The 25513-nt window shown below is 71.2% G+C and carries 21 protein-coding genes; 15 read left to right on the forward strand and 6 right to left on the reverse strand.

Annotated features, from left to right (window positions below):
* The first annotated feature begins 90 nt into the window (after positions 1-90).
* From AC1P0E_RS27055 to AC1P0E_RS27065, 3 genes are all read left to right on the forward strand, one after another.
* Complete coding sequence (locus tag AC1P0E_RS27055) at positions 91-1839, forward strand: pyruvate dehydrogenase (RefSeq protein ID WP_482744711.1); 1749 nt, start codon at positions 91-93, stop codon at positions 1837-1839.
* Positions 1840-1962: 123 nt separating this feature from the next.
* The gene (locus AC1P0E_RS27060; protein WP_482744712.1) at positions 1963-2790 is read left to right on the forward strand and encodes a hypothetical protein; all 828 of its coding nucleotides are present in this window, start codon (positions 1963-1965) and stop codon (positions 2788-2790) included.
* A gap of 91 nt (positions 2791-2881) precedes the next feature.
* Positions 2882-3385: an ATP-binding protein gene (locus AC1P0E_RS27065; RefSeq protein ID WP_482744713.1), complete on the forward strand. Its 504-nt coding sequence runs from the start codon at positions 2882-2884 to the stop codon at positions 3383-3385.
* A gap of 21 nt (positions 3386-3406) precedes the next feature.
* Here AC1P0E_RS27065 and AC1P0E_RS27070 read toward each other — a convergent pair whose 3' ends face one another.
* Positions 3407-4474, reverse strand: coding sequence for a DUF2637 domain-containing protein (locus tag AC1P0E_RS27070; protein WP_482744714.1), 1068 nt, complete (start codon positions 4472-4474; stop codon positions 3407-3409).
* A 215-nt stretch (positions 4475-4689) separates the two neighbouring features.
* Positions 4690-5571, reverse strand: a complete 882-nt coding sequence (locus AC1P0E_RS27075) for a (2Fe-2S)-binding protein (RefSeq protein ID WP_482744715.1) — start codon at positions 5569-5571, stop codon at positions 4690-4692.
* A 123-nt stretch (positions 5572-5694) separates the two neighbouring features.
* On the opposite strand from AC1P0E_RS27075, the gene AC1P0E_RS27080 reads away from it, so the two are divergent.
* Positions 5695-6453, forward strand: coding sequence for a GntR family transcriptional regulator (locus AC1P0E_RS27080; protein WP_482744716.1), 759 nt, complete (start codon positions 5695-5697; stop codon positions 6451-6453).
* 208 nt (positions 6454-6661) lie between these two features.
* On the opposite strand, the gene AC1P0E_RS27085 is transcribed toward AC1P0E_RS27080, so the two are convergent.
* Both AC1P0E_RS27085 and AC1P0E_RS27090 read right to left on the reverse strand, forming a co-directional pair.
* Complete coding sequence (locus AC1P0E_RS27085) at positions 6662-7435, reverse strand: hypothetical protein (protein WP_482744717.1); 774 nt, start codon at positions 7433-7435, stop codon at positions 6662-6664.
* Between the two features lie 369 nt (positions 7436-7804).
* Positions 7805-9541 (reverse strand): PucR family transcriptional regulator, encoded by a 1737-nt coding sequence (locus tag AC1P0E_RS27090; protein ID WP_482744718.1) that lies wholly within the window; start codon positions 9539-9541, stop codon positions 7805-7807.
* 335 nt (positions 9542-9876) lie between these two features.
* Here AC1P0E_RS27090 and AC1P0E_RS27095 point away from each other — a divergent pair, with 335 nt between their 5' ends.
* From AC1P0E_RS27095 to AC1P0E_RS27130, 8 genes are all read left to right on the forward strand, one after another.
* Positions 9877-10767 carry an FAD binding domain-containing protein gene (locus AC1P0E_RS27095; RefSeq protein WP_482744719.1) on the forward strand — a complete coding sequence of 297 codons (891 nt, stop codon included), beginning with the start codon at positions 9877-9879 and terminating at the stop codon, positions 10765-10767.
* A 2-nt stretch (positions 10768-10769) separates the two neighbouring features.
* The gene (locus AC1P0E_RS27100; protein WP_482744720.1) at positions 10770-11366 is read left to right on the forward strand and encodes a (2Fe-2S)-binding protein; all 597 of its coding nucleotides are present in this window, start codon (positions 10770-10772) and stop codon (positions 11364-11366) included.
* Positions 11367-11368: 2 nt separating this feature from the next.
* Entirely contained in the window at positions 11369-13753 is a 2385-nt protein-coding gene (locus tag AC1P0E_RS27105) for a xanthine dehydrogenase family protein molybdopterin-binding subunit (protein WP_482744721.1), read from the forward strand.
* A 268-nt stretch (positions 13754-14021) separates the two neighbouring features.
* A complete protein-coding gene (locus AC1P0E_RS27110; RefSeq protein ID WP_482744722.1) occupies positions 14022-15488 on the forward strand; it encodes an NCS2 family permease in 1467 nt (488 codons plus the stop codon).
* Between the two features lie 40 nt (positions 15489-15528).
* The gene (locus AC1P0E_RS27115) at positions 15529-16680 is read left to right on the forward strand and encodes an XdhC family protein (RefSeq protein ID WP_482744723.1); all 1152 of its coding nucleotides are present in this window, start codon (positions 15529-15531) and stop codon (positions 16678-16680) included.
* Between the two features lie 27 nt (positions 16681-16707).
* Complete coding sequence (locus AC1P0E_RS27120; RefSeq protein WP_482744724.1) at positions 16708-17118, forward strand: ribosomal maturation YjgA family protein; 411 nt, start codon at positions 16708-16710, stop codon at positions 17116-17118.
* Between the two features lie 151 nt (positions 17119-17269).
* Positions 17270-18571, forward strand: coding sequence for a glycoside hydrolase family 6 protein (locus tag AC1P0E_RS27125; protein ID WP_482744725.1), 1302 nt, complete (start codon positions 17270-17272; stop codon positions 18569-18571).
* 182 nt (positions 18572-18753) lie between these two features.
* Positions 18754-19146: an RNHCP domain-containing protein gene (locus AC1P0E_RS27130; protein ID WP_482744726.1), complete on the forward strand. Its 393-nt coding sequence runs from the start codon at positions 18754-18756 to the stop codon at positions 19144-19146.
* Positions 19147-19208: 62 nt separating this feature from the next.
* Here the strand turns inward: AC1P0E_RS27130 and AC1P0E_RS27135 are convergent, their stop codons facing one another.
* Both AC1P0E_RS27135 and AC1P0E_RS27140 read right to left on the reverse strand, forming a co-directional pair.
* A complete protein-coding gene (locus AC1P0E_RS27135; RefSeq protein WP_482744727.1) occupies positions 19209-20393 on the reverse strand; it encodes an NAD(P)/FAD-dependent oxidoreductase in 1185 nt (394 codons plus the stop codon).
* Positions 20390-20731: a bifunctional 3-phenylpropionate/cinnamic acid dioxygenase ferredoxin subunit gene (locus tag AC1P0E_RS27140; protein ID WP_482744728.1), complete on the reverse strand. Its 342-nt coding sequence runs from the start codon at positions 20729-20731 to the stop codon at positions 20390-20392. Before AC1P0E_RS27140 ends, AC1P0E_RS27135 begins: the two co-directional genes overlap by 4 nt.
* Before the next feature lie 164 nt (positions 20732-20895).
* Between AC1P0E_RS27140 and AC1P0E_RS27145 the strand changes: the two genes are divergently transcribed.
* From AC1P0E_RS27145 to AC1P0E_RS27155, 3 genes are all read left to right on the forward strand, one after another.
* Entirely contained in the window at positions 20896-21723 is an 828-nt protein-coding gene (locus AC1P0E_RS27145; RefSeq protein ID WP_482744729.1) for an IclR family transcriptional regulator, read from the forward strand.
* 244 nt (positions 21724-21967) lie between these two features.
* Complete coding sequence (locus AC1P0E_RS27150; protein WP_482744730.1) at positions 21968-23053, forward strand: S-(hydroxymethyl)mycothiol dehydrogenase; 1086 nt, start codon at positions 21968-21970, stop codon at positions 23051-23053.
* Entirely contained in the window at positions 23053-25500 is a 2448-nt protein-coding gene (locus AC1P0E_RS27155) for a GcvT family protein (protein WP_482744731.1), read from the forward strand. The genes AC1P0E_RS27150 and AC1P0E_RS27155 overlap by 1 nt, the downstream gene beginning before the upstream one ends.
* Positions 25501-25513: the final 13 nt, after the last annotated feature.

Here is a 25513-nt window from a genome sequence, read left to right on the forward strand (position 1 = left end):
CGGCGTACCGCATGGGTTGATGGACTCGGCACGGCAGGGCACGGCACCGTGCACAACCGACCGACCGTCTCCCGAAAGGCGCGCGCATCCATGGCCAAGCAGAAGGTGGCGGAGCAGTTCGTCGACATCCTCGTGAAAGCCGGCGTGCAACGCCTCTACGGTGTCGTCGGCGACAGCCTCAACCCCGTCGTCGACGCCATCCGCCGGACCCCCGGCATCGACTGGATCCAGGTCAGGCACGAGGAGGTCGCGGCCTTCGCCGCCGGCGCGGAGGCCCAGATCACCGGCACGCTCGCCGCCTGCGCCGGCTCCTGCGGCCCCGGCAATCTGCACCTGATCAACGGTCTGTACGACGCGCACCGCTCCATGGCCCCGGTCCTCGCCCTCGCCTCGCAGATCCCGTCCGGCGAGATCGGCCTCGGGTACTTCCAGGAGACCCACCCGGACCAGCTGTTCCGCGAGTGCAGCCACTACAGCGAGCTGATCTCCAGCCCCAAGCAGATGCCGCGCGTCCTGCAGACCGCGATCCAGAACGCCGTCGGCCGCAGCGGCGTCAGCGTCGTGTCGCTGCCCGGTGACGTGGCGTCCGAGCAGGTCCCGGAGCGGGCGGCCGACCACGCGCTGGTCACCTCGCGTCCGGCCGTACGCCCCGGAGAGGCGGAACTCGACAAGCTCGTCCGCATGATCGACGAGGCCAAGCGGGTCACGCTCTTCTGCGGCAGCGGCACAGCCGGCGCCCACGCGCAGGTCATGCAGTTCGCGGAGCGGGTCAAGTCCCCGGTCGGGCACGCGCTGCGCGGCAAGCAGTGGATCCAGTACGACAATCCGTACGACGTCGGCATGAGCGGGCTGCTCGGTTACGGTGCGGCGTACGAGGCCACGCACGAATGCGATCTGCTGATCCTCCTCGGCACCGACTTCCCGTACTACGACTTCCTCCCCCACGACGACGACGTGAAGATCGTCCAGGTCGATGTACGGCCCGAACGCCTCGGCCGGCGCTCCAAGCTGGACCTGGCGATCTGGGGCGACGTACGCGAGACGCTGACCTGTCTGACACCGCGCGTGAAGGTGAAGTCCGACCGCAAGTTCCTCGACCGGATGCTGAAGAAGCACGCCGACGCGCTCGAGGGGGTGGTGAAGGCGTACACCCGCAAGGTGGACAAGCGGGTGCCGATCCACCCCGAGTACGTCGCCTCCGTACTCGACGAACTGGCCGACGACGACGCCGTGTTCACCGTTGACACCGGGATGAACAATGTATGGGCGGCCCGCTACATCACGCCCAACGGGCGGCGCAGCATCATCGGGTCCTTCACGCACGGCTCGATGGCCAACGCCATGCCGCAGGCGATCGGCGCCCAGTTCACGGACCGGAGCCGCCAGGTCATCGCGATGTCCGGCGACGGCGGCTTCAGCATGCTGATGGGCGACTTCCTCACCCTCGTCCAGTACGGCCTGCCGGTGAAGGTCGTCGTCTTCAACAACTCCTCCCTCGGCATGGTGGAGCTGGAGATGCTGGTCGACGGCCTGCCGTCGTTCGGTACGGCGAACAAGAACCCGGACTTCGCGGCGGTCGCGCGGGCCTGCGGGGCGTACGGCGTGCGTGTGGAGAAGCCGAAGCAGCTTGCCGGGGCCCTCAAGGACGCGTTCAAGCACAAGGGCCCGGCGCTGGTGGACGTGGTCACCGACCCGAACGCCCTGTCGATCCCGCCGAAGATCCGGGCCGAGATGGTGAGCGGCTTCGCGCTGTCGGCGAGCAAGATCGTGCTGGACGGCGGGGTGGGGCGGATGCTCCAGATGGCCCGCTCGAACCTGCGCAATGTGCCGAGGCCGTAGGTCCGTACGGGTGGAATGACGCGCGGGGGCGGGGCGGACGCGGCGTGTCGCGGAAGGTTTCACTGCGACCGACTGCTAGCCACCCCGAGCCAAACCCAGCCATCGAAAGGGCCTGTGACGCGCATGTATCTCCCTCGCCGCTTCGGCCGCGGCCGTATCTCCGCCGTGGCCGCGGCCGCCGTCGTCATCGCCACGCCCGCCGCGATCGCCGTGGTCCCGGACGCGGTCACCTCGGTCCTGGGCGCTGCGGCCGGGCCACCCGCCGTCAAGGCGCCCGGGGCCGAGGCCGGCGCCCCGGCGCCCGGCACCCCGATGAGGGCCGGGTTGCTGAGGCTGGACCTGGGCCCGGCCCTCGGCCCGGCCGGGAACGGCATCGCGGTGGCCCCCGTCGACGGTGCGGTCCAGCTGGGCGCCGGCGGGGTCGGACTCAAGGCGCGTGAGGGGGCCAGGATCGCGCACGGGGGCGGAAAGCTGCTGGGCGGCAAGGTCGTGTTCGACGGCGGCGTCCGGCTGTCGAAGGGCGACAGGGCGGTCGTCATCGTCAAGGACTTCGCGGTCGACCTCAAGTCGCACGTCGTTACGGCCAAGGTGGGGGAGGGCAGGTCCGACGCCCGGCTCGGCGTGCTGAACGGCTTCACTGCGAGGCTCGTCCCGCGTACGGCGCCGGGGGACGCGAACATCGCGATGGGCGGACGGCTGGTGCTGGAGCCGGGGGCGGGGGAGCGGATCGACGGGGGGCTGGGGGCGGAGGTGTTCGGCGGGGCGAGTACGACCGGTGCGGGTGCCGGGGCGGGTGCGGCCGGGAGGGGCATCGGTGCGACGGTCGAGGCCGGTGCGGACCTGGACGTGGACCTCGCGTTCGCGCTGGGCCTGAACGCGGAGCTGGGCCTCGAACCCCCGGCGGCGGGCCCCCGCCCAGATCCGGATATTCCCCCAACACCACTTAATTGACTATTGGACATGAGTGCCATTGCCCGTACGGGGCATGCATCCCGTGAACCAGTTCGAGAGAGAGGGCCGATTCGGCGTGCGGGTGGGGGCTATGACAGGGCAACAGGCGGGCGGACGTGGTGCCGCCGCGCGAGGGCCGTCGGGCATACCGGCGGAGCGGGACGGGGAGGGGGAGCTCATTCATCTGCGGCGCAGACTGGGGCACGCGGAGCTCACAGCGGTTCCGGAGGTACGACGCGCCCTGCGCGAATTCCTGCGGCACCGGGGAGAGCGGAGCTGCCGGGACGTCGCCGAGCTCCTGACCACCGAGCTGGTGACCAACGCGCTGGTTCACACGGAGCACGACGCCGAGATCACGGCCACCGTCGCCGCCTCCCGGCTCCGGGTCGAGGTACGGGACCTTGTCGCCCGCCACCCGCAGCCGCACGTACCGGTCACCGACGAAGGCACGCACGGCAGGGGCCTCGTCCTGGTGCAGGCGCTCGCGGACGCGTGGGGCGTCAGGGCGCAGGGCGTAGGAAAAGTGGTCTGGTTCGAACTGGACATGGGCGGTGGCGGGGGCGTAACAGCCCGCCCGCCACCGCGACCACCCTGACTCCCGCGACCGCCCCGCCGCTCAGCCGAATTGCTGCTCGAGATCCTTGAGCTTGCGTTCGAGCGAGTCGAGCCGTGGCAGAGCCTGCGTGTCGTCCTCGGCGGTGAGGTCGACGGTGGTCACCTTTTCAGCGCCTTGCACGGCCTGAAGGGAGGGCCTTTGTCGAAGCGGCAGCTGTCCGGGTTCCGCTATGGCGGGCTCCGCGACCGCTTGCTGCGGTGCGGAGCCCGAAGCGGGAGCGATGGCGGCAACCTCGACGACGCCGACCTGCCGGCCGCCGCCGCCACGGCCGCGCCCCCAGGCGCGGTGCTGCCGGTTGATGGCCTTCAACTGGGCGCGCTCCAGCTTCTGGTGGTCGCGTCGACGGATACGGTTCTGCTCCTTCTCGCGTACGTCCTCCCGCACCTCCTCGACCGCCTCGTCCAGCGTGCGCACGCCCTCCAGGAGCATCAGCGACCAGGCGCCGAAGGTCTCCCTGGGCGCCCTCAGCCACCGTACGATCCGGATCTGCGGCAGCGGCCGGGGCACCAGCCCCTGCTCGCGCAGCGCGGCCCTGCGGGTCTGCTTCAGCGCCCGGTCGAACAGCACCGCGGCCGAGAGCGACATCCCGGCGAAGAACTGCGGGGCGCCTGCGTGGTCCATCCCCCGTGGCGCGTGCACCCAGTTGAACCAGGCGGCCGCACCGGCGAACGTCCACACCAGCAGGCGCGAACCGAGCGCCGCGTCACCGTGGCTGGCCTCGCGCACCGCCAGCACCGAGCAGAACATCGCGGCGCCGTCGAGGCCGAACGGCACGAGGTACTCCCAGCCGCCGGAGAGGCTGAGGTTTTGCCGGCCGAAGCCGACCAGGCCGTGGAAGGAGAGTGCGGCGGCGACCGCGGCGCAACAGAAGAGCAGCATGTACGAAGCGGTCCCGTAGATCGCTTCCTTTCGCCTGCGCCGCTCCTCCGTACGTTCCCAGGAGTCGTCGGCCGCGGCCTTGTTACCGGCGCGCTTGCCGCGCGCGAGCACCGCGACCGCCGCCAGGACCCCCGCGAGCATCACGCCACCCGGAAGCAGCCAGTCCAGCGATATGTCGGTCAGTCTCATGCGGTGTCCCTTGCATCGCGGTAGGGCGTATCGGGCGCCATATTGGCGGAATCCAAGTGGCCCGAAGAGGCTTTCGGTGCAAGAGAACGCCAAGGGAGTGCCAGGGCACGCGAATAGGTGCGATCTGGTCGAACCGCCGTGCGGGGTCGGCTGGTTGAGTTCGATTTATGCCACCTGATCGGGTGGCGTGCCAGTGGCGTGGAGGTGGCCTGCCGTCAGACTGCTGCGACCGCGGACGCCGCGGTGGCCGCGGCTTCCTCACTCAGCTTCCGTACACGCTCGGCGTCGCACGTACGCGGACACGTCACGCAGGTGTCCTCGGGGCGCAGCGTGTAGAAGAGGCAGCAGCTCGCGCGGTCGCGGGTCGGCAGCGATTCGCCGTTCGGCCCGGTCAGCTCGCGGAAGCCGGCCGTCCCGGCGTACGGCTTGGTCGTACCCGGCAGCAGCTCCTCCAGCTCCCGCATGGCGCGCCGCTCCTCCCCGAGCAGGTGCGCGATGTACCAGAGCCCTTCCACGATCTCGTCCGTCGCCATGCCCCACAGCGCGCGCTTCCCGCGCCGCATGCGCGGCCCGAAGCCTTCGAGCACGGGCCCGAGGTGTTCGGCCACGGCGTCCCGCACCTCGGCGCGAAGAGCCTCCTCGTCCGGTACGACGCGGGCGCCGGGCAGCGCGGCGGCCGGGTCGCCCGGCAGACAGGCGAATTCCCGCACCCGTACGGCCATGCGCCCCAGGGTTCGCTGGAAAACGACGTCCTCGACGGGTACGCGCGGCACTCGGCGGTGCAGGAACCACGGCACGGTGACCAGGAGGCAGGCGGGCCAGGCGTAGCGGTGGAGGCCGAAGCTGGCTACGACGTCGGGGCGGGCCTGCTGGCCGTAGTCGCGCAGAACCTGCGCGTTGTCCCAGGCCAGGAAGGCGTCGAGCGCGGCGCCGCCGGCCGCGAGCTCCGCGGCGCCGACCCAGCCGCCGCCCCGGGGTGCCTGTTCGCCGTCGGCCGGCTCGTCTACGCGCAGGCCGGGGAAGACCTCCGTGAGGCGGGAGTAGGAGGCCGCGACGGGGGAGGCGGCGACGCCGGGGGAAAGGGCGGGGACGGTCATGCAGGGGACCACCGAATCGCGATCGTTTGCAGGTAAGCCTTACCTTACCCGATCATTCGGATGTTTGAACTGTGACCCCGTCCGCCTATCGTGCATATGGGACACGGCACCGGAGGGACCCCCATGGAACAGCAGGGCAGGCCGCGCGAGGCGGCGTACGGACATGTGCCTGCCGCCGTGCAGGCGCCGCCTTCCGTGCGCGTTCCGGAACAGGCGCGCGGCGAGCACACCCACAGCGAGCCCCCGGCCCCCCGCCTCGTCCAGCGCCACTCGGTGCGCGGCCAGATCCTCGACGCCCTGCGCGCCGCCCTCGTCACCGGCGAGCTGGCTCCCGGCGAGGTCTACTCGGGGCCCGCCCTGGGTGCCCGCTTCGGGGTCTCCGCGACCCCCGTCCGCGAGGCGATGCAGCAGTTGGCGCTGGAGGGCGCGGTGGAGGTCGTACCGAACCGCGGCTTCCGTGTCTCGGTCCGCAGCGCGACGGAACTCGCCGAGCTGGCGGAAGTGCGGTCCCTGATCGAAGTCCCGGTCATGCTCCGCCTGGCCCGTACGGTCCCGGCCGCCCGCTGGTGCGAGCTGCGCCCGCTGGCGGAGGCCACCACTGCGGCGGCGGCCACGGGCGACCGGGCGGCGTACGCCGAATCGGACCGTGCGTTCCATCGTGCGATTCTGTCCCTCGCCGGCAATCACCAGCTGGTCGCCGTCGCCGACGACCTCCACCGTCGCTCCCAGTGGCCCCTGCTCGCCGGCGACCCGCTGGGGCGCCGGGCGGACCTCCTGGCGGACGCCGCCGAGCACCTGGCTCTGCTGGACGCGCTGGCGGCGCAGGACTTGACGGTGGTTCAGTCGCTCGTCCGCGAACACTTCGCCGGCGCGGACCGCTGAGCAGGGCCCCCGACTGCTGTGGCGGGGCGGCGGAGCTGACCCCGCGCGTGGGGTCGGTGCCGCGTCGGGGCGTCTCCTCGGGTGCCGAACGTTCGGGTACTGGGTTTTCCTTCGGGCTGGTTGCGTTCGACACCCTGCGGGGAGCGCCCCGACACGTCCCCTCCCGCCACCGTGGATCGCGAGGCGGGAGGGCGCTCGGCGGCCTGCCCTACACCGCCGCGGACGGTGTCAGCTGCGCCGCCAGCCACGTCGGTACGCCGTCCAGCAGGCGGAACAGGCGGCCCGCCTCCGCGCGCAGGCGGGTTGCCTCCGGTTCCGGTTCCGCGTCGGCCAGGGCTGCCAGGGCCGGGGCCGTGCCCACCAGGTAGCCCAGTTCCTCCCGTATCCGCAGTGACTCCGCGAAGCCGTGCCTGGCGTCCGCCAACTCGCCCTCGCGCAGGGAGAGTCCGGCCAGATGGCGCCAGGTGAACGAGAGCAGGAGCGTCTCGCCATGGGCCGTCGCGCCCGCGTGGGCGCGACGGTACGCGGCGCGGGCCGACTGCGGGGAGTCGGAGATGTGCTCGGCGATCAGGCCGCGCCGGAAGTCGAGGAGTGGGCGGCCGGGAGCCGCCGGCGCGAGCAGCGCCGCCGCTCTGCCCAGCGCGGAGCGTGCCTCGTCGGCGCGGTCGCGGGCGCCGAGGACCGTCGACGCGTACGCCAGCTGGCCGCGCTCGCACGCCGCCGCGCCCCGCTCGTCGTCGCTCTGGGCGACCGCCTCCGCCGTACGCAGGGCGTCCTCCGCCTCGGCCCAGCCCCGCTCCGTGAACAGGCAGCGCTCTACGAGCAGTGACGCCCGCTGGAGTGCGGCCGCAGGGGTCGCGGCGGCACCCCCATGTGGTTCGAGCAGGGCCGCGGCGTCGGTCCAGCAGCCGCGCGAGCGCAGCCGCCATACCGCGGTCTGGAGTGGGCTTCCGTCCCCTGCGGTCGTTCCAGAACCAGACATGGCGGTATGCGCCACATTGCCCTCCCCGAGCAGCACGTCATTGAGCTGTGAGTATCGGTCGTGCGTAGTGGGCGAATCTCAGCACGGAATGGCACTCCGGGCCAAGAGCTCAGGTGAACGAATTCACAATCGGCCGGTCGCCGGCCAGTTGGGTCCTTCCCCGCCCCGCCCCTTCCCGAAACTGGGGGCAGCCCTCGAGGCTCCCGGGTATGGCCTCCGGGGGCGTCCTCAAACGGTCGGACGGTCGGTCGGGCTGGGTTTTGCTGGGCGCGGCGCGGCTCAATGGCCGCGCTCAGCAACCCGTCCCCGCCGGGCAACCCCTTGGGGAAAGCCCCGCGCAGCGGCCCCAAGCCCAGACCGGTCCCAGGCCTAGCTCATCCTCAGCGCGAGGAAGAAGTCCAGCTTGTCCTCGAGACGCGACAGGTCACGGCCTGTCAGTTGCTCGATCCGGCCGACTCTGTAGCGCAGGGTGTTCACGTGCAGATGCAGCCGGGCCGCGCAGCGTGTCCAGGAACCGTCGCAGTCGAGGAACGCTTCGAGCGTGGGGATCAGCTCGGCGCGGTGCCGCCGGTCGTAGTCCCGCAACGGGTCGAGCAGCCGCGCGGTGAACGCCCGGCGCACATCGTCCGGCACGAACGGCAGCAGCAGCACGTGCGACGCCAGCTCGTGGTGGCCCGCCGCGCAGACCCGTCCGGGGCGTGCCGCCGCCACCCGGCGCGCGTGCCGGGCCTCCTCCAGTGCCCCGCGCAGCCCCTCCGCCGAGTGCACGGCCGCGCTGACACCGAGTGTCAGGCGCCCGTCGTCGGCGAGGCCGCCCGAGAGCGGCTCGCGCACCGCCTCCAGGAGTACGTCGGCGTGCAGGCCGATCCTGGAGACCGACGCGCCCTCCGGTTCGTCCCCGTCGCCGGTTCCCTCCACGGCTACCGCCGGCAGCGGTACGAGCGCGATCGCCTCGTCGCCCGCGTGCGCCACCGCGATCCGGTCCGAGGAGTCGGAACCGGCCACCGCCGGGTCGACCAGTATTTCCTCCAGCAGCGTCTGTGCGACCGGTCCGGCCTGGATCGCCGCGGTCGGGCCGCCGGTACCGCCCGAGCCGCCCGGGCTCCCCTCCAGCCAGTCGACGCGCGCCACGACCACCTGCCAGTGCGGTGCCGAGCCGAGGCCCGGCAGCAGTACCGGTGCGGCGACCCGCAGGCGGGCCGCGATCTCGGCGGGAGCCGCGCCCGTCTGCACCAGCTCCAGGACCTCCTGGGCGAGTCGGCGGCGTACCGTACGGGCCGCGTCACGCCGGTCGCGTTCGACGGCGATCAGCTGCGTCACGCCCTGGAGCAGGTCCAGACGGGCGGCGGGCCAGTCGCCCGCGTCCGCCTCCACGGCCAGCAGCCAGTCCGAGAGCACGCTCTCGCGTACGTCGCGCGAAGCCGCGGCGGCGCCACGTCCCGCGCTCCTGATCGGGAACAGCGAGTACGTCGTGCCCCGCACGGCGGCCCGGTGCGGCGCTCTGCGCCCCGTGCGGCTCGCGGCCAGGTGCTCGCCCGCGAGAACGGGTCCCACGGCCGGTGGCAGCGGGTCGCCGGCGCCCGCGATCTGGCGGCCGGTGGGCGACAGCACCCAGGCGCGCAGGTCCAGGTCGGACGTGAGCAGGTCGAGCACCACCTCGGGGCCGCCGCCCGCCGGGCCCGACGTCATCAGCCTGCGGTGCCGGTCCACGACCGCGGCCAGGTCACCGGCCCGTTCGCCGGACACCTGGCGTACCACGTGCTCGGTGATGCTGGCGAAGGCGACGGCCTCGCCGACCGCGAAGAGCGGCAGCCGGTGGCGTACGCACGCCTCGACCAGGTCGTTCGGGATCGCGCCCAGCTCCGCCTCGCCCGCCGCGAGCCCGGCGACACCCGCGCTCGCCAGGATGCGTACGAACGGCTCGGAGTCCTCGGCGGTACGACGCCACGCGAGGCCGGTGAGTACCAGCTCGCCGCCGGCCAGATAGCGGCTGGGATCCCGCAGGTCCGTGGTCATCACACCACGCACAGTGCGGTCGAGCTCGTCCTCGCCGCCGAGCAGCCGCAGGCCCAGCGCGTCGGTCTCAAGCAGTGCGCGCAGCCGCATGGGTGTTCGCCGCCGATCTGTCTCTTGGTGTGGATGGAGTGTGTTTGTGGTCCCAGCGGGCTGTGATTGTGGTTTCCAAAGGAAAGCCGTGGGGTTGCTGAGCACCGCCTTTCGTTCGAATCTACAAGACGTGAGCAGTCACCAGCCAACTCCTTCATGGTTTCGGTGACTGCACCAGGCGGAGCCCCGGCGGTGTACTTGGGCCAAGCCACGTGAACAGAAGATGAACGCCCGAACGGCCCAAACGGCTTAGAACGATCAGGCCGACAGCAGGCGGTTGGCCGTCTCCAGCCCCCGCGATACGCGAACCACCCGATTGAGAAGAAGAGAGCCTCATGGACTTCCTTCGCCCCGCCAGCTGGGAGGAGGCGCTCGCCGCCAAGGCCGAGCACCCCACGGCTGTGCCCATCGCGGGCGGCACAGATGTCATGGTCGAGATCAACTTCGACCACCGCCGCCCCGAGTACCTCCTGGACCTGAACCGCATCGGCGAACTGCGCGAGTGGGAGGTGGGCGAGGAGACCGTACAGCTCGGCGCTTCCGTCCCGTACACCCAGATCATGGACCACCTGCGGGCCGAACTGCCGGGCCTCGCGCTCGCCGCACACACCGTCGGATCGCCCCAGATCCGCAACCGCGGCTCGGTCGGCGGAAACCTCGGTGCCGCTTCCCCGGCCGGTGACTCGCACCCGGCCCTGCTGTCCGCGGGCGCCGAGGTCGAGGCCGAGTCGGTGCGCGGTACGCGCCTCATTCCGGTCGAGGAGTTCTACACCGGGGTGAAGCGCAACGCGCTGGAGCCGGACGAGCTGATCAAGCGCGTCCACATCAAGAAGGCCGACGGGCCGCAGCAGTTCTCCAAGGTGGGTACCCGTAACGCCATGGTCATCGCGGTCTGCGCGTTCGGTATCGCGCTGCACCCGGAGACCCGCACGGTGAAGACGGGCATCGGCTCGGCCGCCCCGACCCCGCTGCGGGCCCGCGCCGCCGAGGACTTCCTGAACGCCGCGCTCGAAGAGGGCGGGTTCTGGGAGAGCGGCAAGATCATCACCCCGTCGGTCGCCAAGCAGTTCGCGGACCTCGCGTCCGGCGCCTGCAACCCGATCGACGACGTGCGCGGCACCGCGAAGTACCGCCGCCACGCGGTCGGCATCATGGCCCGCCGCACGCTGGGCTGGACCTGGGAGCAGTACCGCGGCACCGGCCGCACGCTTGAAGGAGCTGCATAGCAATGCGCGTGAATTTCACGGTCAACGGCCGTAAGCAGGAAGCGGACGACGTCTGGGAGGGCGAGAGCCTGCTTTACGTCCTGCGCGAGCGCATGGGCCTGCCGGGCTCCAAGAACGCGTGCGAGCAGGGCGAGTGCGGCTCCTGTACGGTCCGCCTCGACGGCCTCCCTGTGTGTGCGTGCCTCGTCGCCGCCGGCCAGGTCGAAGGCCGCGAGGTCGTCACGGTCGAGGGCCTCGCCGACTTCGCCAAGCAGCGCGAAGAGGGCTGCGCCGGCGGTGCCTGCGGCTCCGGTGGTACGTCCCTCCAGGAAGCCCAGCAGTGGCAGGCCAAGGGGACCGACTCGCAGACCGGTGAGGGCGAGGAGCTGGCCCCCATCCAGCAGGCGTTCATCGACGCCGGCGCGGTGCAGTGCGGTTTCTGCACGCCGGGTCTGCTGGTCGCCGCCGACGAGCTCCTTGAGCGCAACGCCGAGCCGTCCGACGGAGACATCCGCGAGGCGCTCTCGGGCAACCTGTGCCGCTGCACCGGTTACGAGAAGATCCTGGACGCGGTGCGCCTTGCCGCCGCTCGCCAGGAGCGCCAGGAAGAGCAGGTCTGATCATGGGTGTTACCGGTACCCCCACCAACATCAACCAGGGCACGAAGACCAAGGGCGGCATCGGCGAGTCCACGCTCCGCCCCGACGGCACCCTGAAGGTCACCGGCGAGTTCGCGTACTCCTCGGACATGTGGCACGAGGACATGCTCTGGGGCCACACGCTGCGCTCCACCACCGCGCACGCCGAGATCCGGTCGATCGACACGTCCGAGGCCCTGGCCATGCCCGGCGTCTACGCCGTGCTGACGTACGACGACCTGCCCACCGAGGTGAAGAACTACGGCCTGGAGATCCAGGACACCCCGGTTCTCGCCAACGGCAAGGTCCGCCACCACGGTGAGCCGGTGGCCATCGTCGCCGCCGACCACCCGGAGACGGCCCGCCGCGCCGCCGCCAAGATCAAGATCGACTACGTCGAGCTCCCCGTCATCACCGACGAGGCCTCGGCGACCGCGCCCGACGCGCTGCTGATCCACGAAGGCCGCGACGACCACCACATCGGTCACGTCCCGCACCCGAACATCGTGCACCGCCAGCCGATCATCCGCGGCGACGCCGACGAGGCCGCCAAGCGCGCCGACGTCATCGTCTCCGGCGAGTACGTCTTCGGTATGCAGGACCAGGCCTTCCTCGGCCCCGAGTCCGGCATGGCCGTACCCGGCGAGGACGGCGGCGTCGACCTGTACGTCGCCACCCAGTGGCTGCACTCGGACCTCAAGCAGATCGCCCCCGTCCTCGGCCTGCCCGAGGAGAAGGTGCGCATGACGCTCTCCGGCGTCGGCGGTGCCTTCGGCGGTCGCGAGGACATCTCGATGCAGATCCACGCCTGCCTGCTGGCGCTGCGTACGGGCAAGCCGGTCAAGATCGTCTACAACCGGTTCGAGTCCTTCTTCGGTCACGTCCACCGCCACCCGGCGAAGCTCTGGTACGAGCACGGCGCGACCAAGGACGGCAAGCTCACGCACATGAAGTGCCGGATCGTCCTGGACGGCGGCGCCTACGCGTCGGCCTCCCCGGCGGTCGTCGGCAACGCGTCGTCGCTCTCCGTCGGCCCGTACGTCGTCGAGGACGTCGACATCGAGGCCATCGCGCTCTACACGAACAACCCGCCCTGCGGCGCCATGCGCGGCTTCGGCGCGGTCCAGGCGTGCTTCGCGTACGAGGCGCAGATGGACAAGCTCGCGGCGAAGCTGGACATCGACCCGGTGAAGTTCCGCCAGATCAACGCCATGGAGCAGGGCACGCTCCTGCCGACCGGCCAGCCGTGCGACTCCCCGGCGCCCGTCGCCGAGCTGCTGCGCCGCATCAAGGCCATGCCGTTGCCGCCCGAGCAGCAGTGGCTGGCGGCCGGCGAGCAGGCCGACGTACGCGCGCTGCCCGGCGGTCTGTCGAACACCACGCACGGCGAAGGTGTCGTACGCGGCATCGGCTACGCGGTCGGCATAAAGAACGTCGGCTTCTCCGAGGGCTTCGACGACTACTCGACCGCGCGGGTGCGCATGGAGGTCATCAACGGTGAGCCGGTCGCGACCGTGCACACCGCGATGGCGGAGGTCGGCCAGGGCGGTGTCACCGTCCACGCGCAGATCGCCCGTACCGAGCTGGGTGTCACGCAGGTGACGATCCACCCGGCGGACACCCAGGTCGGCTCGGCGGGCTCCACGTCCGCGTCCCGCCAGACGTACGTCACGGGTGGCGCGGTCAAGAACACCTGCGAGAACGTCCGCGAGAAGGTCCTGGAGATCGGACGGGCCAAGTTCGGCTCGTACCACCCGGCCTGGGCGACGGCCGAGCTGCTGCTCGAAGGCGGCAAGGTCGTCACCGACGGCGGAGAGGTGCTGGCCGACCTGGTCGACGTACTCGAAGGCGAGTCGGTCGACCTGGAACTCGAGTGGCGTCACCGCCCGACCGAGGCGTTCGACCTGCGTACGGGACAGGGCAACGGCCACGTCCAGTACTCCTTCGCCGCGCACCGCGCGGTCGTGGAGGTCGACACCGAGCTCGGCCTGGTCAAGGTCATCGAGCTGGCCTGCGCGCAGGACGTCGGCAAGGCGCTCAACCCGCTGTCCGTCGTCGGCCAGATCCAGGGTGGAACCACCCAGGGCCTGGGCGTCGCGGTCATGGAAGAGATCATCGTCGACCCGAAGACCGCGAAGGTGCGCAACCCCTCCTTCACGGACTACCTGATCCCCACCATCCTCGACACGCCGACGATCCCCGTCGACGTACTCGAGCTCGCCGATGAGAACGCGCCGTACGGTCTGCGTGGCATCGGCGAGGCCCCCACTCTCTCGTCGACTCCGGCCGTCCTCGCGGCGATCCGGAACGCGACGGGTCTGGAACTCAACAGGACCCCGGTACGCCCCGAGCACCTCACGGGCACCTGAGTCACCCGAGTTCCAACTGAAGCTCCCCGGGCGGTGCCGTGCCTCCAAGGAACGTCACACTTCCCCCGCCTGACACCGCCCGGGGTCTCCAAGTACCGCACCGCTCGCGGTTCTGGCAGTACCCGCAGTACCCCGCTTTTCCGCTCAGCCAGTTTTGCCCCAGTTCGTCTCGGGCCGTCCCCCGGGTCGTGCAGCCAACGCAGCATCCCAAATCCCGCGTTTCCAATCTCCATGCGGGTGCCCCTTTGAACCTTGGGAGACAGGCACCATGACCCAGCAGTCCACAGAGCCGACGACCACGGCGGAGGACGCCGGCGCGGGAACGCGCCAGCCCGCCGGCCGGTCCTGGCTCGACCGGTACTTCCACATAACCGACAGAGGATCCACGGTCGCGACCGAGGTTCGCGGCGGCATCACCACCTTCATGGCGATGGCGTACATCCTCCTGCTCAACCCGCTGATCCTCAACGGCAAGGACGTGGCCGGCAACAGCCTCAGCCAGCCCGCCCTCATCACCGCGACTGCTATCGCCGCCGCTGTGACCACCCTGCTCATGGGCTTCTGGGGCAAGGTCCCGCTCGCCCTCGCGGCCGGTCTCAGCGTCTCCGGTGTGCTCGCCTCTCAGGTCATCCAGGTGATGACCTGGCCGCAGGCCATGGCCATGTGTGTGGCCTACGGTGCGGTGATCTGCCTCCTGGTGCTCACCGGCCTGCGTGAGCTGATCATGAACGCGATCCCGCTCGCGCTCAAGCACGGCATCACCATGGGCATCGGCCTCTTCATCGCGCTGATCGGCCTGGTCAAGGCCGGCTTCGTGCACGAGAACCCGGCCCTTGGTGGCGGCCCCGTGACCCTCGGCCCGGCCGGAGAGCTGGCCGGCTGGCCCGTACTGATCTTCGCAGTCACCCTGCTGCTGATCTTCGCGCTGCAGGCCCGCAACATTCCCGGCGCCATCCTCATCGGGATCGTCGTGGGCACCGTTGTCGCGGTGGTCATCAACGCGGTCGTCGGCATCCCGGGCAAGGCCTGGTCCTCGGGCGCCCCTGAGCTGGGTGGCAGTGCGGTCTCCACCCCGGACTTCTCATTGTTCGGCGAAGTGTCCTTCAGCGGCTTCGGAGAAGTCGGCTACATCACCGTCACCATGATCGTCTTCACCCTGGTGCTGGCCGGCTTCTTCGACGCCATGGCCACCATCATCGGTGTCGGCAGCGAGGCCAAGCTCGCCGACGACAAGGGCCGCATGCCGGGCCTGTCCAAGGCGCTCTTCATCGACGGCGCCGGCGGTGTCATCGGTGGTGTCGGCGGTGCGTCCGGCCAGACGGTCTTCGTCGAGTCGGCCACCGGCGTGGGCGAGGGCGCCCGTACGGGTCTCTCCTCCGTGGTCACCGGCGCGTTCTTCGCAGCCTGCCTCTTCTTCACCCCGCTCACCGCGATCGTGCCGGCCGAAGTCGCCTCCGCGGCCCTGGTCGTCATCGGCGCGATGATGATGCAGAACGCCAGGCACGTCGACTGGAGCGACCGCGCCACCGCGATCCCGGTGTTCCTGACCGTGGTCCTGATGCCGTTCACCTACACCATCACCACGGGTGTGGCTGCCGGTGTCATCTCCTGGGTCGTCATCAAGGTGGCGCAGGGCAAGGCCCGCGAAGTGGGCGCCTTCATGTGGGGTCTGACCGCGATCTTCGTCGTGTACTTCGCGATTCACCCCATCGAGTCCTGGCTGGGCGTCGGATAGCCCTCCGAGCCCGCCCTCCACACCTCGTAAGGAGACAGTCATGCTGGACATCGCCGAAGAGCTCAACCGGTGGGTCGAGCAGGGACGCGACTTCGCCGTCGCCACGGTCGTGGCCACGCACGGCAGCTCGCCCCGGCAGCCGGGAGCGGCCCTCGCGGTCGACTCCGAAGGCACGGCGATCGGCTCTGTCTCCGGCGGGTGTGTGGAGGGCGCGGTCTACGAACTGTGCCAGCAGGCTCTGGAGGACGGCGAGACCGTCCTGGAGAGCTTCGGCTACAGCGACGAGGACGCGTTCGCCGTGGGTCTGACCTGCGGCGGCGTGATCGACATACTCGTCACTCCGGTACGCGCGGACTCTCCCGGCGGGGAGGTGTTCGCGGCAGCGCTGGCCACCGCCGCACGTGGGGATGCGGCGGCGGTCGCGCGGATCACCGACGGGCCGGCCGAAGTCATGGGCCGCGCTCTGCTCGTCCGCGCCGACGGTTCGTACGAGGGCGCCCTGGGAGGGCACCCCGAACTGGACCGTACGGCGGCGGGCGAGGCCCGCGCCATGCTCGACGCCGGACGGACCGGCACCGTCCTCATCGGCGAGGACGGCTCACGCTGCGGCCGCCCGCTGACGCTCCTCGTCGAGTCGAGCGTCCCGGCGCCCCGCATGATCGTCTTCGGCGCCATCGACTTCGCCTCCGCGCTGGTGCGCGTCGGCAAATTCCTGAACTACCACGTCACCGTGTGCGACGCCCGCCCCGTCTTCGCCACCGCCGCACGCTTCCCCGAGGCCGACGAGATCGTCGTCGAGTGGCCGCACCGCTACCTGGAGTCGACCGAGACCGACGGCCGTACGGTGCTCTGCGTCCTCACCCACGACGCGAAGTTCGACGTGCCCCTGCTGAAGCACGCCCTGCGTCTGCCGGTCGCGTACGTCGGCGCGATGGGCTCCCGGCGCACTCACGAGGACCGCAACACGCGGCTGCGCGATGTCGGCGTCACCGAGCTCGAACTCGCCCGCCTGCGCAGCCCCATCGGCCTCGACCTCGGCGCGCGTACGCCCGAGGAGACGGCTCTGTCGATCGCCGCGGAGATCGTCGCGGCGCGGCGCGGCGGCAGCGGCGTGTCCCTGACCGGCGCGCACACCCCGATCCACCATGAGGGTCCTCAGGCACCGGCCGGACGGATAGGTTCCGTCGCCTGACGGTGGTATGGACGTACAGTGTCCGCCGTGAGTGACCCACTGCACCGAGCCCGCGCCCGGACCCGCGTTCTCGCGGCCGTGGCGGCGGGCTCGACGCTGTGTGCGGGGCTCGGCGTCCGGGCTGTGGCGGGTGGCGATTTCGCCAAGTACGCGGGGGACGCGCTCTACACCGTCCTCTTGTGCACGCTCGTGTTGCTGCTCGCACCCCGGACCCGTCCGCCGTGGGCCGCCGGTGTCGCTCTCGCTCTGAGCTGGGCGATCGAATGCGTCCAGCTCACCGGCGTACCCGCCGAACTGGCCGAGCGCAGCGTCCTCGCGCGGCTGGTGCTCGGCTCGACCTTCAACGCTCCCGACCTGCTCTGGTACGCCGTCGGGGCGGGCCTCTTCCTCCTCATATGCACCGCGGTGCCCCGGTCGGGCGGCCTGCGCCACGCGTAGAGGCGGCCACCCCCGGACGCACTGCGGGCCGGCGGGCGGGGTGGAGCCCCGGTTTCGCCGGACACGCCTTGGACCACCGAATTCGACGGGGCCGCGCGGGCTGTGGGAGCGCTCCCACAGCCGTCGCCGCCCGCGACCCAGGAGTGAACCTGTGCGCAACAGAAGACCGATCCTCCGTACCGCCCTTCCCCTCACCCTGACCACCGGCCTGGCCTCGGCGTTGCTTCTCGGCGCGCCGCCCGCCACCGCCACCGAAGACCCGGTCGACGCCGCCTCCACCAGCCTCTACGCCCCCGACGCCAACCCGGCGGCGTACCGTCAGGCCGACGAGCTCGAGGGCGCCAAGCAGCCGCGCGAGGCCGCCGGACTGCGGGCCATGGCCCGTACCCCGCACGCCGTCTGGCTCGCCGGGCGCACCCCGGACGAGGTCCGCGACGAGACGCGCGGCGTCGTCCGCGACGCCGCCCGGCGCAAGGCGACGCCCACGCTGGTGCTCTACAACGTGCCCGGCCGCGACTGCTCCCTGTACTCGGCGGGCGGCCTGCGCGACACCGCCGCGTACCGGGCCTGGGTCGGCGCGGTGGCGGAGGGCATCGGCGACAGCCGCGCGCTTGTCGTCGTAGAACCGGACGCGCTGGCGCTGATCCCGGCCGACTGTCCGAGTGGCGACGCGAAGGACAAGAAGGACAAGAAGGACAAGAAGAAGGACGCGAAGGACACCGAGGCGGCCAGGGCCGCCGCGACCGCCGCACGCTACGACCAGGTCTCCGACGCCGTCACCACGCTCGGCGCGCTGCCCCGCACGAAGGTGTACGTCGATGCCGGGCACCCCGCCTGGCACACCGTGGACAGCATCGTGCCCCGGCTGGTCAAGGGCGGGATCGGGCGCGCCACGGGCTTCGCCGTGAACGTGTCCAACTACAGCACCGACGCTGCCAACGCCTGGTACGGCAAGCTCATCTCGTCCTGCCTCGCATACGTCGACAAGGGCGGGAAGGCCTCCGCCTGCCCCACCCAGAAGTGGAAGCGTGCCGACGCCCAGCGCTGGCTGGACCGGCAGGTGGGTCTCTCCCCGGACCGTATGAAGCACTTCGTCACCGACACCAGCCGTAACGGCCAGGGCCCGTGGACCCCGCCCGCCGGCAAGTACCGCGACGCGCAGGACTGGTGCAACCCGCCGGGACGCGGCCTCGGCGCCCGTCCCACCACGCGCACCGGTGACCCGCTCAACGACGCCAACCTGTGGATCAAGACCCCGGGGGAGTCGGACGGCGAGTGCCTGCGCGGCACGAAGGGCCCCAAGGACCCCGAGCGCGGCACGCTCGACCCGAAGGCGGGCGTCTGGTTCCCCCAGCAGGCGCTGGAGCTGGTCCGGCACGCGAGTCCGGCGATCATGCCCACGGAAAACCGGTTGCCCGGACACGGGCGCGGAGGTTTGATCGGAGGGTCCTGACCTGAAGACAAAGGTGGTGTTGTATGCCCCGGGCCCAGCGGAACCGTTCTCGCGACCGAGGAAGGTCTTCCGCACCGGCGACGCCTGCCAGGCGCCGCTGACCCGGTACGAGCTCCCTTGATGCGAGACGGCGTTCGAGCCGACCGCCCTTCCACGCATCACAGCAGGAGTCCTCTCCAACGATGTCTCACAAGACCCGTGACACCCGCAACACCTCCAGGCGGGCGCGCACCGAAGTGCGCGCCCAGTCCTTCCGCTGCCTCAACTGCGGCCTCGACGTACCCATGGCCGCAGTGGGCACCAGCCACCGCAATCACTGCCCGAACTGCCTGTGGAGCCGTCACCTCGACGACTCCCCGGGCGACCGGGCGGCCGACTGCGGTGCCCGGATGGAGCCGCTCGCCATCTCCGTGCGCGGGGACGGCGAGTGGGTGCTCGTCCACCGCTGCACCGGTTGCGGCGTACTCCACGCCAACCGCACGGCAGGCGACGACAACGTCCTGTCGCTGACCCGGCTCGCCGTAGGTCCACTGGCCAGACCGCCGTTCCCCCTGGAACGGCTGGGCAGTATCTGACCTGCTCACCGACCGCCGCCCCGCTCCCCGACCACACAGGGGAGCGGGGCGGCGGGCTGTGGTCACAGCCGTGAACGGCTTCCGTGTCCTGCCGGTACGCGTGAGGTGAGTTCCCGTCGCAACCGCATGAAAGCGCGTGGGCGGTTCAGGGCGAGGGCGCCGGTGGCGGTGCCGTCGGGGCGCTCGTAGACGGCGAGGAAGCTGCGCTCCTCGGGTGAGCCGTCGGTGATCCGCGCGGTGCTGTCCGGCAGCCGGCGGCCGGCGAACTGGATGCGTACGCCGTACTGGTCGGACCAGAAGTACGGCAGCGCGCCGGCCGTCTCGACCGTGCGCCCCGCGAGCAGGTTGCGTACGGCTACGGAGGGCTGCTCGGTCGCGCCGGTCCAGTGTTCGGCGCGGGTGCCGCCCACCCGCGCCACGTCGCCCACCGCGACCACCTGCGGCAGTGTGGTGACACCACCGTCGTCGCACAGCACGCCGTCGTCGAGGGCGAGCGCCGAGCCTTTCAGCCAGTGGGTGCTCGGTACGGCGCCGATGCCGACGACGACCACGTCGGCGGGCAGGAGGCGGCCGTCGGTGAGCTGTACGCCGGTCACCGCGCCGGCACCGCGCAGAGCGGCGACTCCGGTGCCGGTCACGAGCCGGGCTCCCCGGTCGGCGTGCAGCGAGGCGCAGACCCTCGCCATGGCTTCGCCGAGTTGGGGCAGGAGTGGCAGTGGCGCGGCCTCCACGACGGTCACGTGATGGCCGAGCGCGACGCAGGAGGAGGCGACCTCGGAGCCGATGAAGCCCCCGCCGACGACCACGACACGTACCGGCTGCCGCCCGGTCAGTACGGTGCGCAGCGTCCGCGCGTCGTCGAGGGTCCGCAGGGTGTGTACGCCGCTCGGCGCGGCGGCGCCAGGCAGCCGGCGCGGGGTGGCTCCGGTGGCGATGACCACGCCGTCGGCGGTGACCGTACGTCCGCTGTCCAGGCGGAGGGTGCGCCCCCTGGGGTCGAGTCCTTGGGCGCGTACGCCGAGCAGCCACTCGGCGTCCAGTTCCGCCTCCTCCTCGGCGTCGGACAGGGCGAGTTGGTCCTCGTCCATGGCGCCGGTCAGGAACTCCTTGGAGAGCGGAGGCCGGTCGTACGGCCGGTGGATCTCGTCGCCGATGATCACCAGCCTGCCGTCGTACCCCTCGGTGCGCAGGGCCCGTGCCGCGTACAGCCCGGCGAGCGAGGCGCCCACGACGGCGATCGTCTTCACGCGGCGCTTCCTTCCCTGGTGGCCGCTTCGGCCTCGGCTGCCACCAGGACGTGGACGAAGCCGCCGTCGTCGACCGAGACCCGGTGGGTGCGGACCGGGCGGCGGGCGGGCAGGCAGGTGGGCTGCCCGGTGCGCAGGTCGAAGTTGGCGGCGTGCAGCGGGCATTCGACGAAGCATCCCTCCAGCCAGCCCTCCGACAGTGAGGCGTCCTGGTGGGAGCAGGTGTCGTCGATCGCGTAGAGCGCGCCCTCGGTGCGGAACACGGCGATCGGCGGCTCGGTGGAGAGACGGACGGACTCGCCCTCGGGCAGGTCGTCGAGGTGGCAGACAGGAATCACCAGAGCCCCCAGAGTTCGCTCTTCGGTAACATGATGTTCCAGATGGCGCATCGAAGCGCGTGATGCGCAACAGATGCGGAACAGAATCCGGATCGGGGGCCGCTGCGTCAAGGCCCCCTTCGAAGACGGCCGTGAACCGGCCGCCAGGTGGTGAGAGCGGACACATGGCGAGCAAGGGCAACACACTCAAAACGGAGAAGCCCGAGGAGCCCGACGAGGCGAAGCGGGCCAAGGGAGGCGCGAGTTCCGTTCAGTCGGTGGACCGCGCGGTGAGTGTGCTGGAGATTCTGGCGAGGCTCGGCGAGGCAGGGGTCACGGAGATCGCCGACGAGCTGGACGTGCACAAGTCGACCGCGTTCCGGCTGCTCGGCGTGCTGGAGAACCGCGGTCTGGTCGGGCAGGCGAAGGACCGGGGCAAGTACTACCTGGGCGCCGGGGTGCTCAGACTCGCGGGCGCCGCCGCCGGGCGGCTGGACATCTCGCAGGAGAGCGCCCCCGTCGTGCGGGAACTCGCCGACGAGGCGGGCGAGACGGTCAACATCGCCGTCCTCGACGACGACGCGGCGGTCAACGTGATGCAGGCGCGCGGCGCGGCGTCCGTCACCGCGCAGAACTGGCTCGGCCGGCGTACTCCACTGCATGCCACGTCCAGCGGGAAGGTGCTGCTCGCGGGGCTGCCGACGGCGATGCAGGAGATCTTCCTGGCCCGCCGGCTGCCGAGGTTCACGGAGCGCACCGTGACCTCGGCCGCCGGGTTGCGGGAGCAGCTTGCGGAGATCTCGTCCGAGGGGTACGCCGTCGTGGCCGAGGAGATGGAGGTCGGGCTGAGCGCGGTCGCGGCGCCCGTGCGGGCCCACGACGGGAAGGTGATCGGAGCCGTCAGCGTGTCGGGGCCGGTGTACCGGATGGGTGAGGCGCGGCTGGTGGAGCTGGCGAAGCTGGCGGTCGACGCGGCGGGTGAGCTGTCGTACCGGATGGGGTACCGGACGTGACGCGGCGTCACCCCTGTCGGCCGTCACCCCTGGCGGGGCTTTTCCCCACCGCGCCCCTTCCCGAACCGGGGCGCTGACCCGGGCCCCGCTCCTCAATCGCCGGAGGGGCTTGATTCTGGCCGGATTGGATTTCCGAGTGCGGCCTCCGTCCCGACTCCCCCTTGACGGGCCCTCGATCGCGTTCCCACTATGTCTCTCATCGCGCAACCAGTCGTGCAATGCGCAACAAGAGAGGGGTCGGATCGTGCCTCATGAGGTCCGTGCGGTCGTCGCCACCAAGAGGGGCGCACCCGTGGAGATACAGACGATCACCGTCCCCGACCCCGGCCCGGGAGAGGTCCTGATCGGCGTCCAGGCCTGCGGGGTCTGCCACACCGATCTGCACTACCGGGAGGGGGCGATCAACGACGACTTCCCCTTCCTGCTCGGCCATGAGGCCGCCGGCACGGTCGAGGCCGTCGGCGAGGGCGTGAGTGACCTGACCATCGGCGACTACGTCGTCATCGCCTGGCGCGCGCCCTGCGGCGACTGCCGTTCCTGCCGACGCGGCCGCCCCTGGTACTGCTTCGACAGCCTCAACGCCACCCGGCCGATGACGCTGATCGACGGCACCCCGCTCACCCCCGCCCTCGGTATCGGCGCCTTCGCCGAGAAGACCCTCGTCGCCGCCGGCCAGGCCGTGAAGGTCAGCCCCGCCGCCCGCCCCGAGGCCGCCGGCCTCATCGGCTGCGGCGTCATGGCCGGGTACGGAGCCGCCGTCAACACCGGCGGGGTCGGCCGCGGCGACACCGCCGCCGTCATCGGCTGCGGCGGCGTCGGCAACGCCGCCATCGCCGGAGCCGCGCTCGCCGGAGCCCGCCGCGTCATCGCCGTCGACATCGACGACGCCAAGCTCGACGGCGCCACCCGCTTCGGCGCCACCCACACCGTCAACTCCCGTGGCACGGACGCGATCGAGGCCGTACGCGAACTCACCGGCGGCTTCGGTGTCGACGTCGCCATCGACGCGGTGGGCCGCCCCGAGACGTACCGCCAGGCGTTCTACATGCGCGACCACGCCGGGGTGCTCGTCCAAGTCGGCGTCCCCGAACCGGACATGCGGCTCGACATCCCGCTGATCGATCTCTTCTCGCGCGGCGGCGCCCTCAAGTCGTCCTGGTACGGCGACTGTCTGCCCAGCAGGGACTTCCCGATCCTCATCGACCAGTACCTCAGCCGCAAGCTCGACCTCGGCGCGTTCGTCAGCGAGACGATCGGCCTGGACGACGTCGAGGAGGCCTTCGCCAGGATGCGGCGCGGCGAAGTGCTGCGCTCGGTGGTGGTGCTCTGATGACGACGCCGGTAAGAGCCGTTCCGCGCGTGGTTGTCATCGGCGCGGGCATCGTCGGCTGCTCGCTCGCCGACGAACTCACCGCCCGTGGCTGGACCGACGTAACCGTCGTCGAACAGGGGCCGCTGCCAGCCCCGGGCGGCTCCACCTCGCACGCGCCGGGGCTCGTTTTCCGTACCAACGCGTCCAAGTGCCTCACCGACATGGCCGGTTACACCGTCGATAAGTTCAGTGCGCTGCGGACGCGGGACGGCCAGGCCTGCTTCGACCCGGTCGGCGGACTCGAAGTCGCCACCACCCCGGCCCGCCTCGCCGAACTCCACCGCAGGGCCGGACTCGCCGCCTCCTGGGGCATCGAGGGCGAAGTCGTCGGCCCCGACGAGTGCGGCAAACTGTGGCCTTTCCTCGCCCCGGAGCTCGTGCTCGGCGGCTTCCACACCCCGGGCGACGGCCTGGCCCGCGCCCTGCCCGCCTCCCGCGCGCAAATGGAGCGGGCCACCGCGCGCGGCGCCCGCTTCCTCGACCGTACGACCGTCACCGGCATCGAGCAGCGCGGCGGCCGGGTCACCGGAGTCGTCACCGACCAGGGCACCATCCCCGCCGATCATGTGGTCTCGGCAGCCGGTTTCTGGGGGCCGGTGATCGGGCGCATGGCGGGCGTGGACATCCCGCTGCTGCCGCTCGCCCACCAGTACGCGCGGACGACCCCGCTGGATGAACTCGCGTACGCCGGGCGGGAAGCCACCCGGCCCATCCTCCGCCACCAGGACCGTGACCTGTACTTCCGCGAGCACGCCGACCGCATCGGCATCGGCTCGTACGCCCACCGGCCCCTGCCCGTCGACCCGTTCACCGTCCCGCGCTACGACGACGCCCCCGTCATGCCCTCCTCGTACCCCTTCACCGAGGACGATTTCGCGCCCAGCTGGGAAGACGCGAAAGCCCTGCTGCCCGCCCTCGCCGCCACCCGCGTCGACGAGGGCTTCAACGGCGTCTTCTCCTTCACTCCCGACGGCATGCCCGTCCTCGGCGAGACCCGCGAACTGCGGGGCTTCTGGCTGGCGGAAGCCGTCTGGGTCACCCACTCCGCCGGGGTCGCCAAGGCGCTCGCCGAGTGGATGACCGAGGGCCGACCCTCCATCGACCTGCACGAATGCGAGCTGACGCGCTTCGAGACCGCGCAGCGCTCACCGGCGTACGTCGAGGAACGGGCGGCGCGGCAGTTCGTCGAGGTGTACGACATCATCCATCCGCTCCAGCCGCCCGAGCAGGCCCGCCCCCTGCGCGTCAGTCCCTTCTACGCCCGCCAGCTCCAGCTCGGCGCCCACTTCCTGGAGGGCGGCGGTTGGGAACGCCCGCACTGGTACGACGCCAACGCCCCCCTCGCCGGGACGATCACGCTCCCCACCCGTGACGACTGGTCCGCCACGCACTGGTCTCCCATCGCCGCCGCCGAGGCGAAGGCGACGCGCGAGAACGTCGCCCTGTACGACATGACGCCGCTGCGGCGTCTCGAAGTCACCGGGCCCGGCGCCCTGGACTTCCTCCAGCGGACGACCACCAACAACGTGGCCAGGAAGCCGGGTTCCGTTACGTACACGCTGCTCCTCGACGAGGCAGCGGGCATCCTCTCCGACCTCACCGTCGCCCGCCTCGCCGAGCACCACTTCCAGATCGGGGCCAACTCGCCCGCCGACCTGGACCTGTTGCTGCGGCATGCCCCCGACGACGTACAGATCCGCGACATCACCGCGGGCACGTGCTGCATCGGCGTCTGGGGCCCGCTCGCCCGCGACCTGGTCCAGCCGCTCACCCGTGACGACCTGTCCCACCAGGGCCTCGGCTACTTCAAGGCCCGGCAGACGCACATCGGCCATGTCCCGGTCACGGCGATGCGCCTGAGTTACGTCGGTGAGCTCGGCTGGGAGCTCTACACCACCGCCGACCTGGGGCTCAGGCTCTGGGACACCCTCTGGGAGGCCGGGCAGCGGCACGGCGTCGTCGCGGCCGGGCGCTCGGCCTTCAACAGCCTGCGCCTGGAAAAGGGTTACCGGGCCTGGGGCCACGACATGACCGCCGAGCACAACCCGTACGAAGCCGGCCTCGGCTTCGCCGTCCGCATGAACAAGGGTGACTTCACCGGCCGCGCGGCGCTGCTCGAACTCGACGCGCTCGGTGAGCCGGCCCGTAAACTCACCGCCCTCACTCTCGACGACCCCGCCGCCGTAGTCCTGGGCAAGGAGCCGGTGTACGTCGACGGGCGCCCCGCCGGGTACGTCACCAGCGCCGGTTACGGCTACACCCTCGGCCGCTGCGTCGCGTACGCCTGGCTGCCGCCACTCGCTCCCGGCACCCCCGTCCGCATCGCCTACTTCGGCGAGAGGACGACCGCGACCGTCGCCGAAGAGCCGCTCTTCGACCCGCAGATGACCCACATCCTGAAGTGAGCGAGGTCTCGCG

It is taken from the genome of Streptomyces sp. TRD_SC_5, assembly GCF_056836825.1.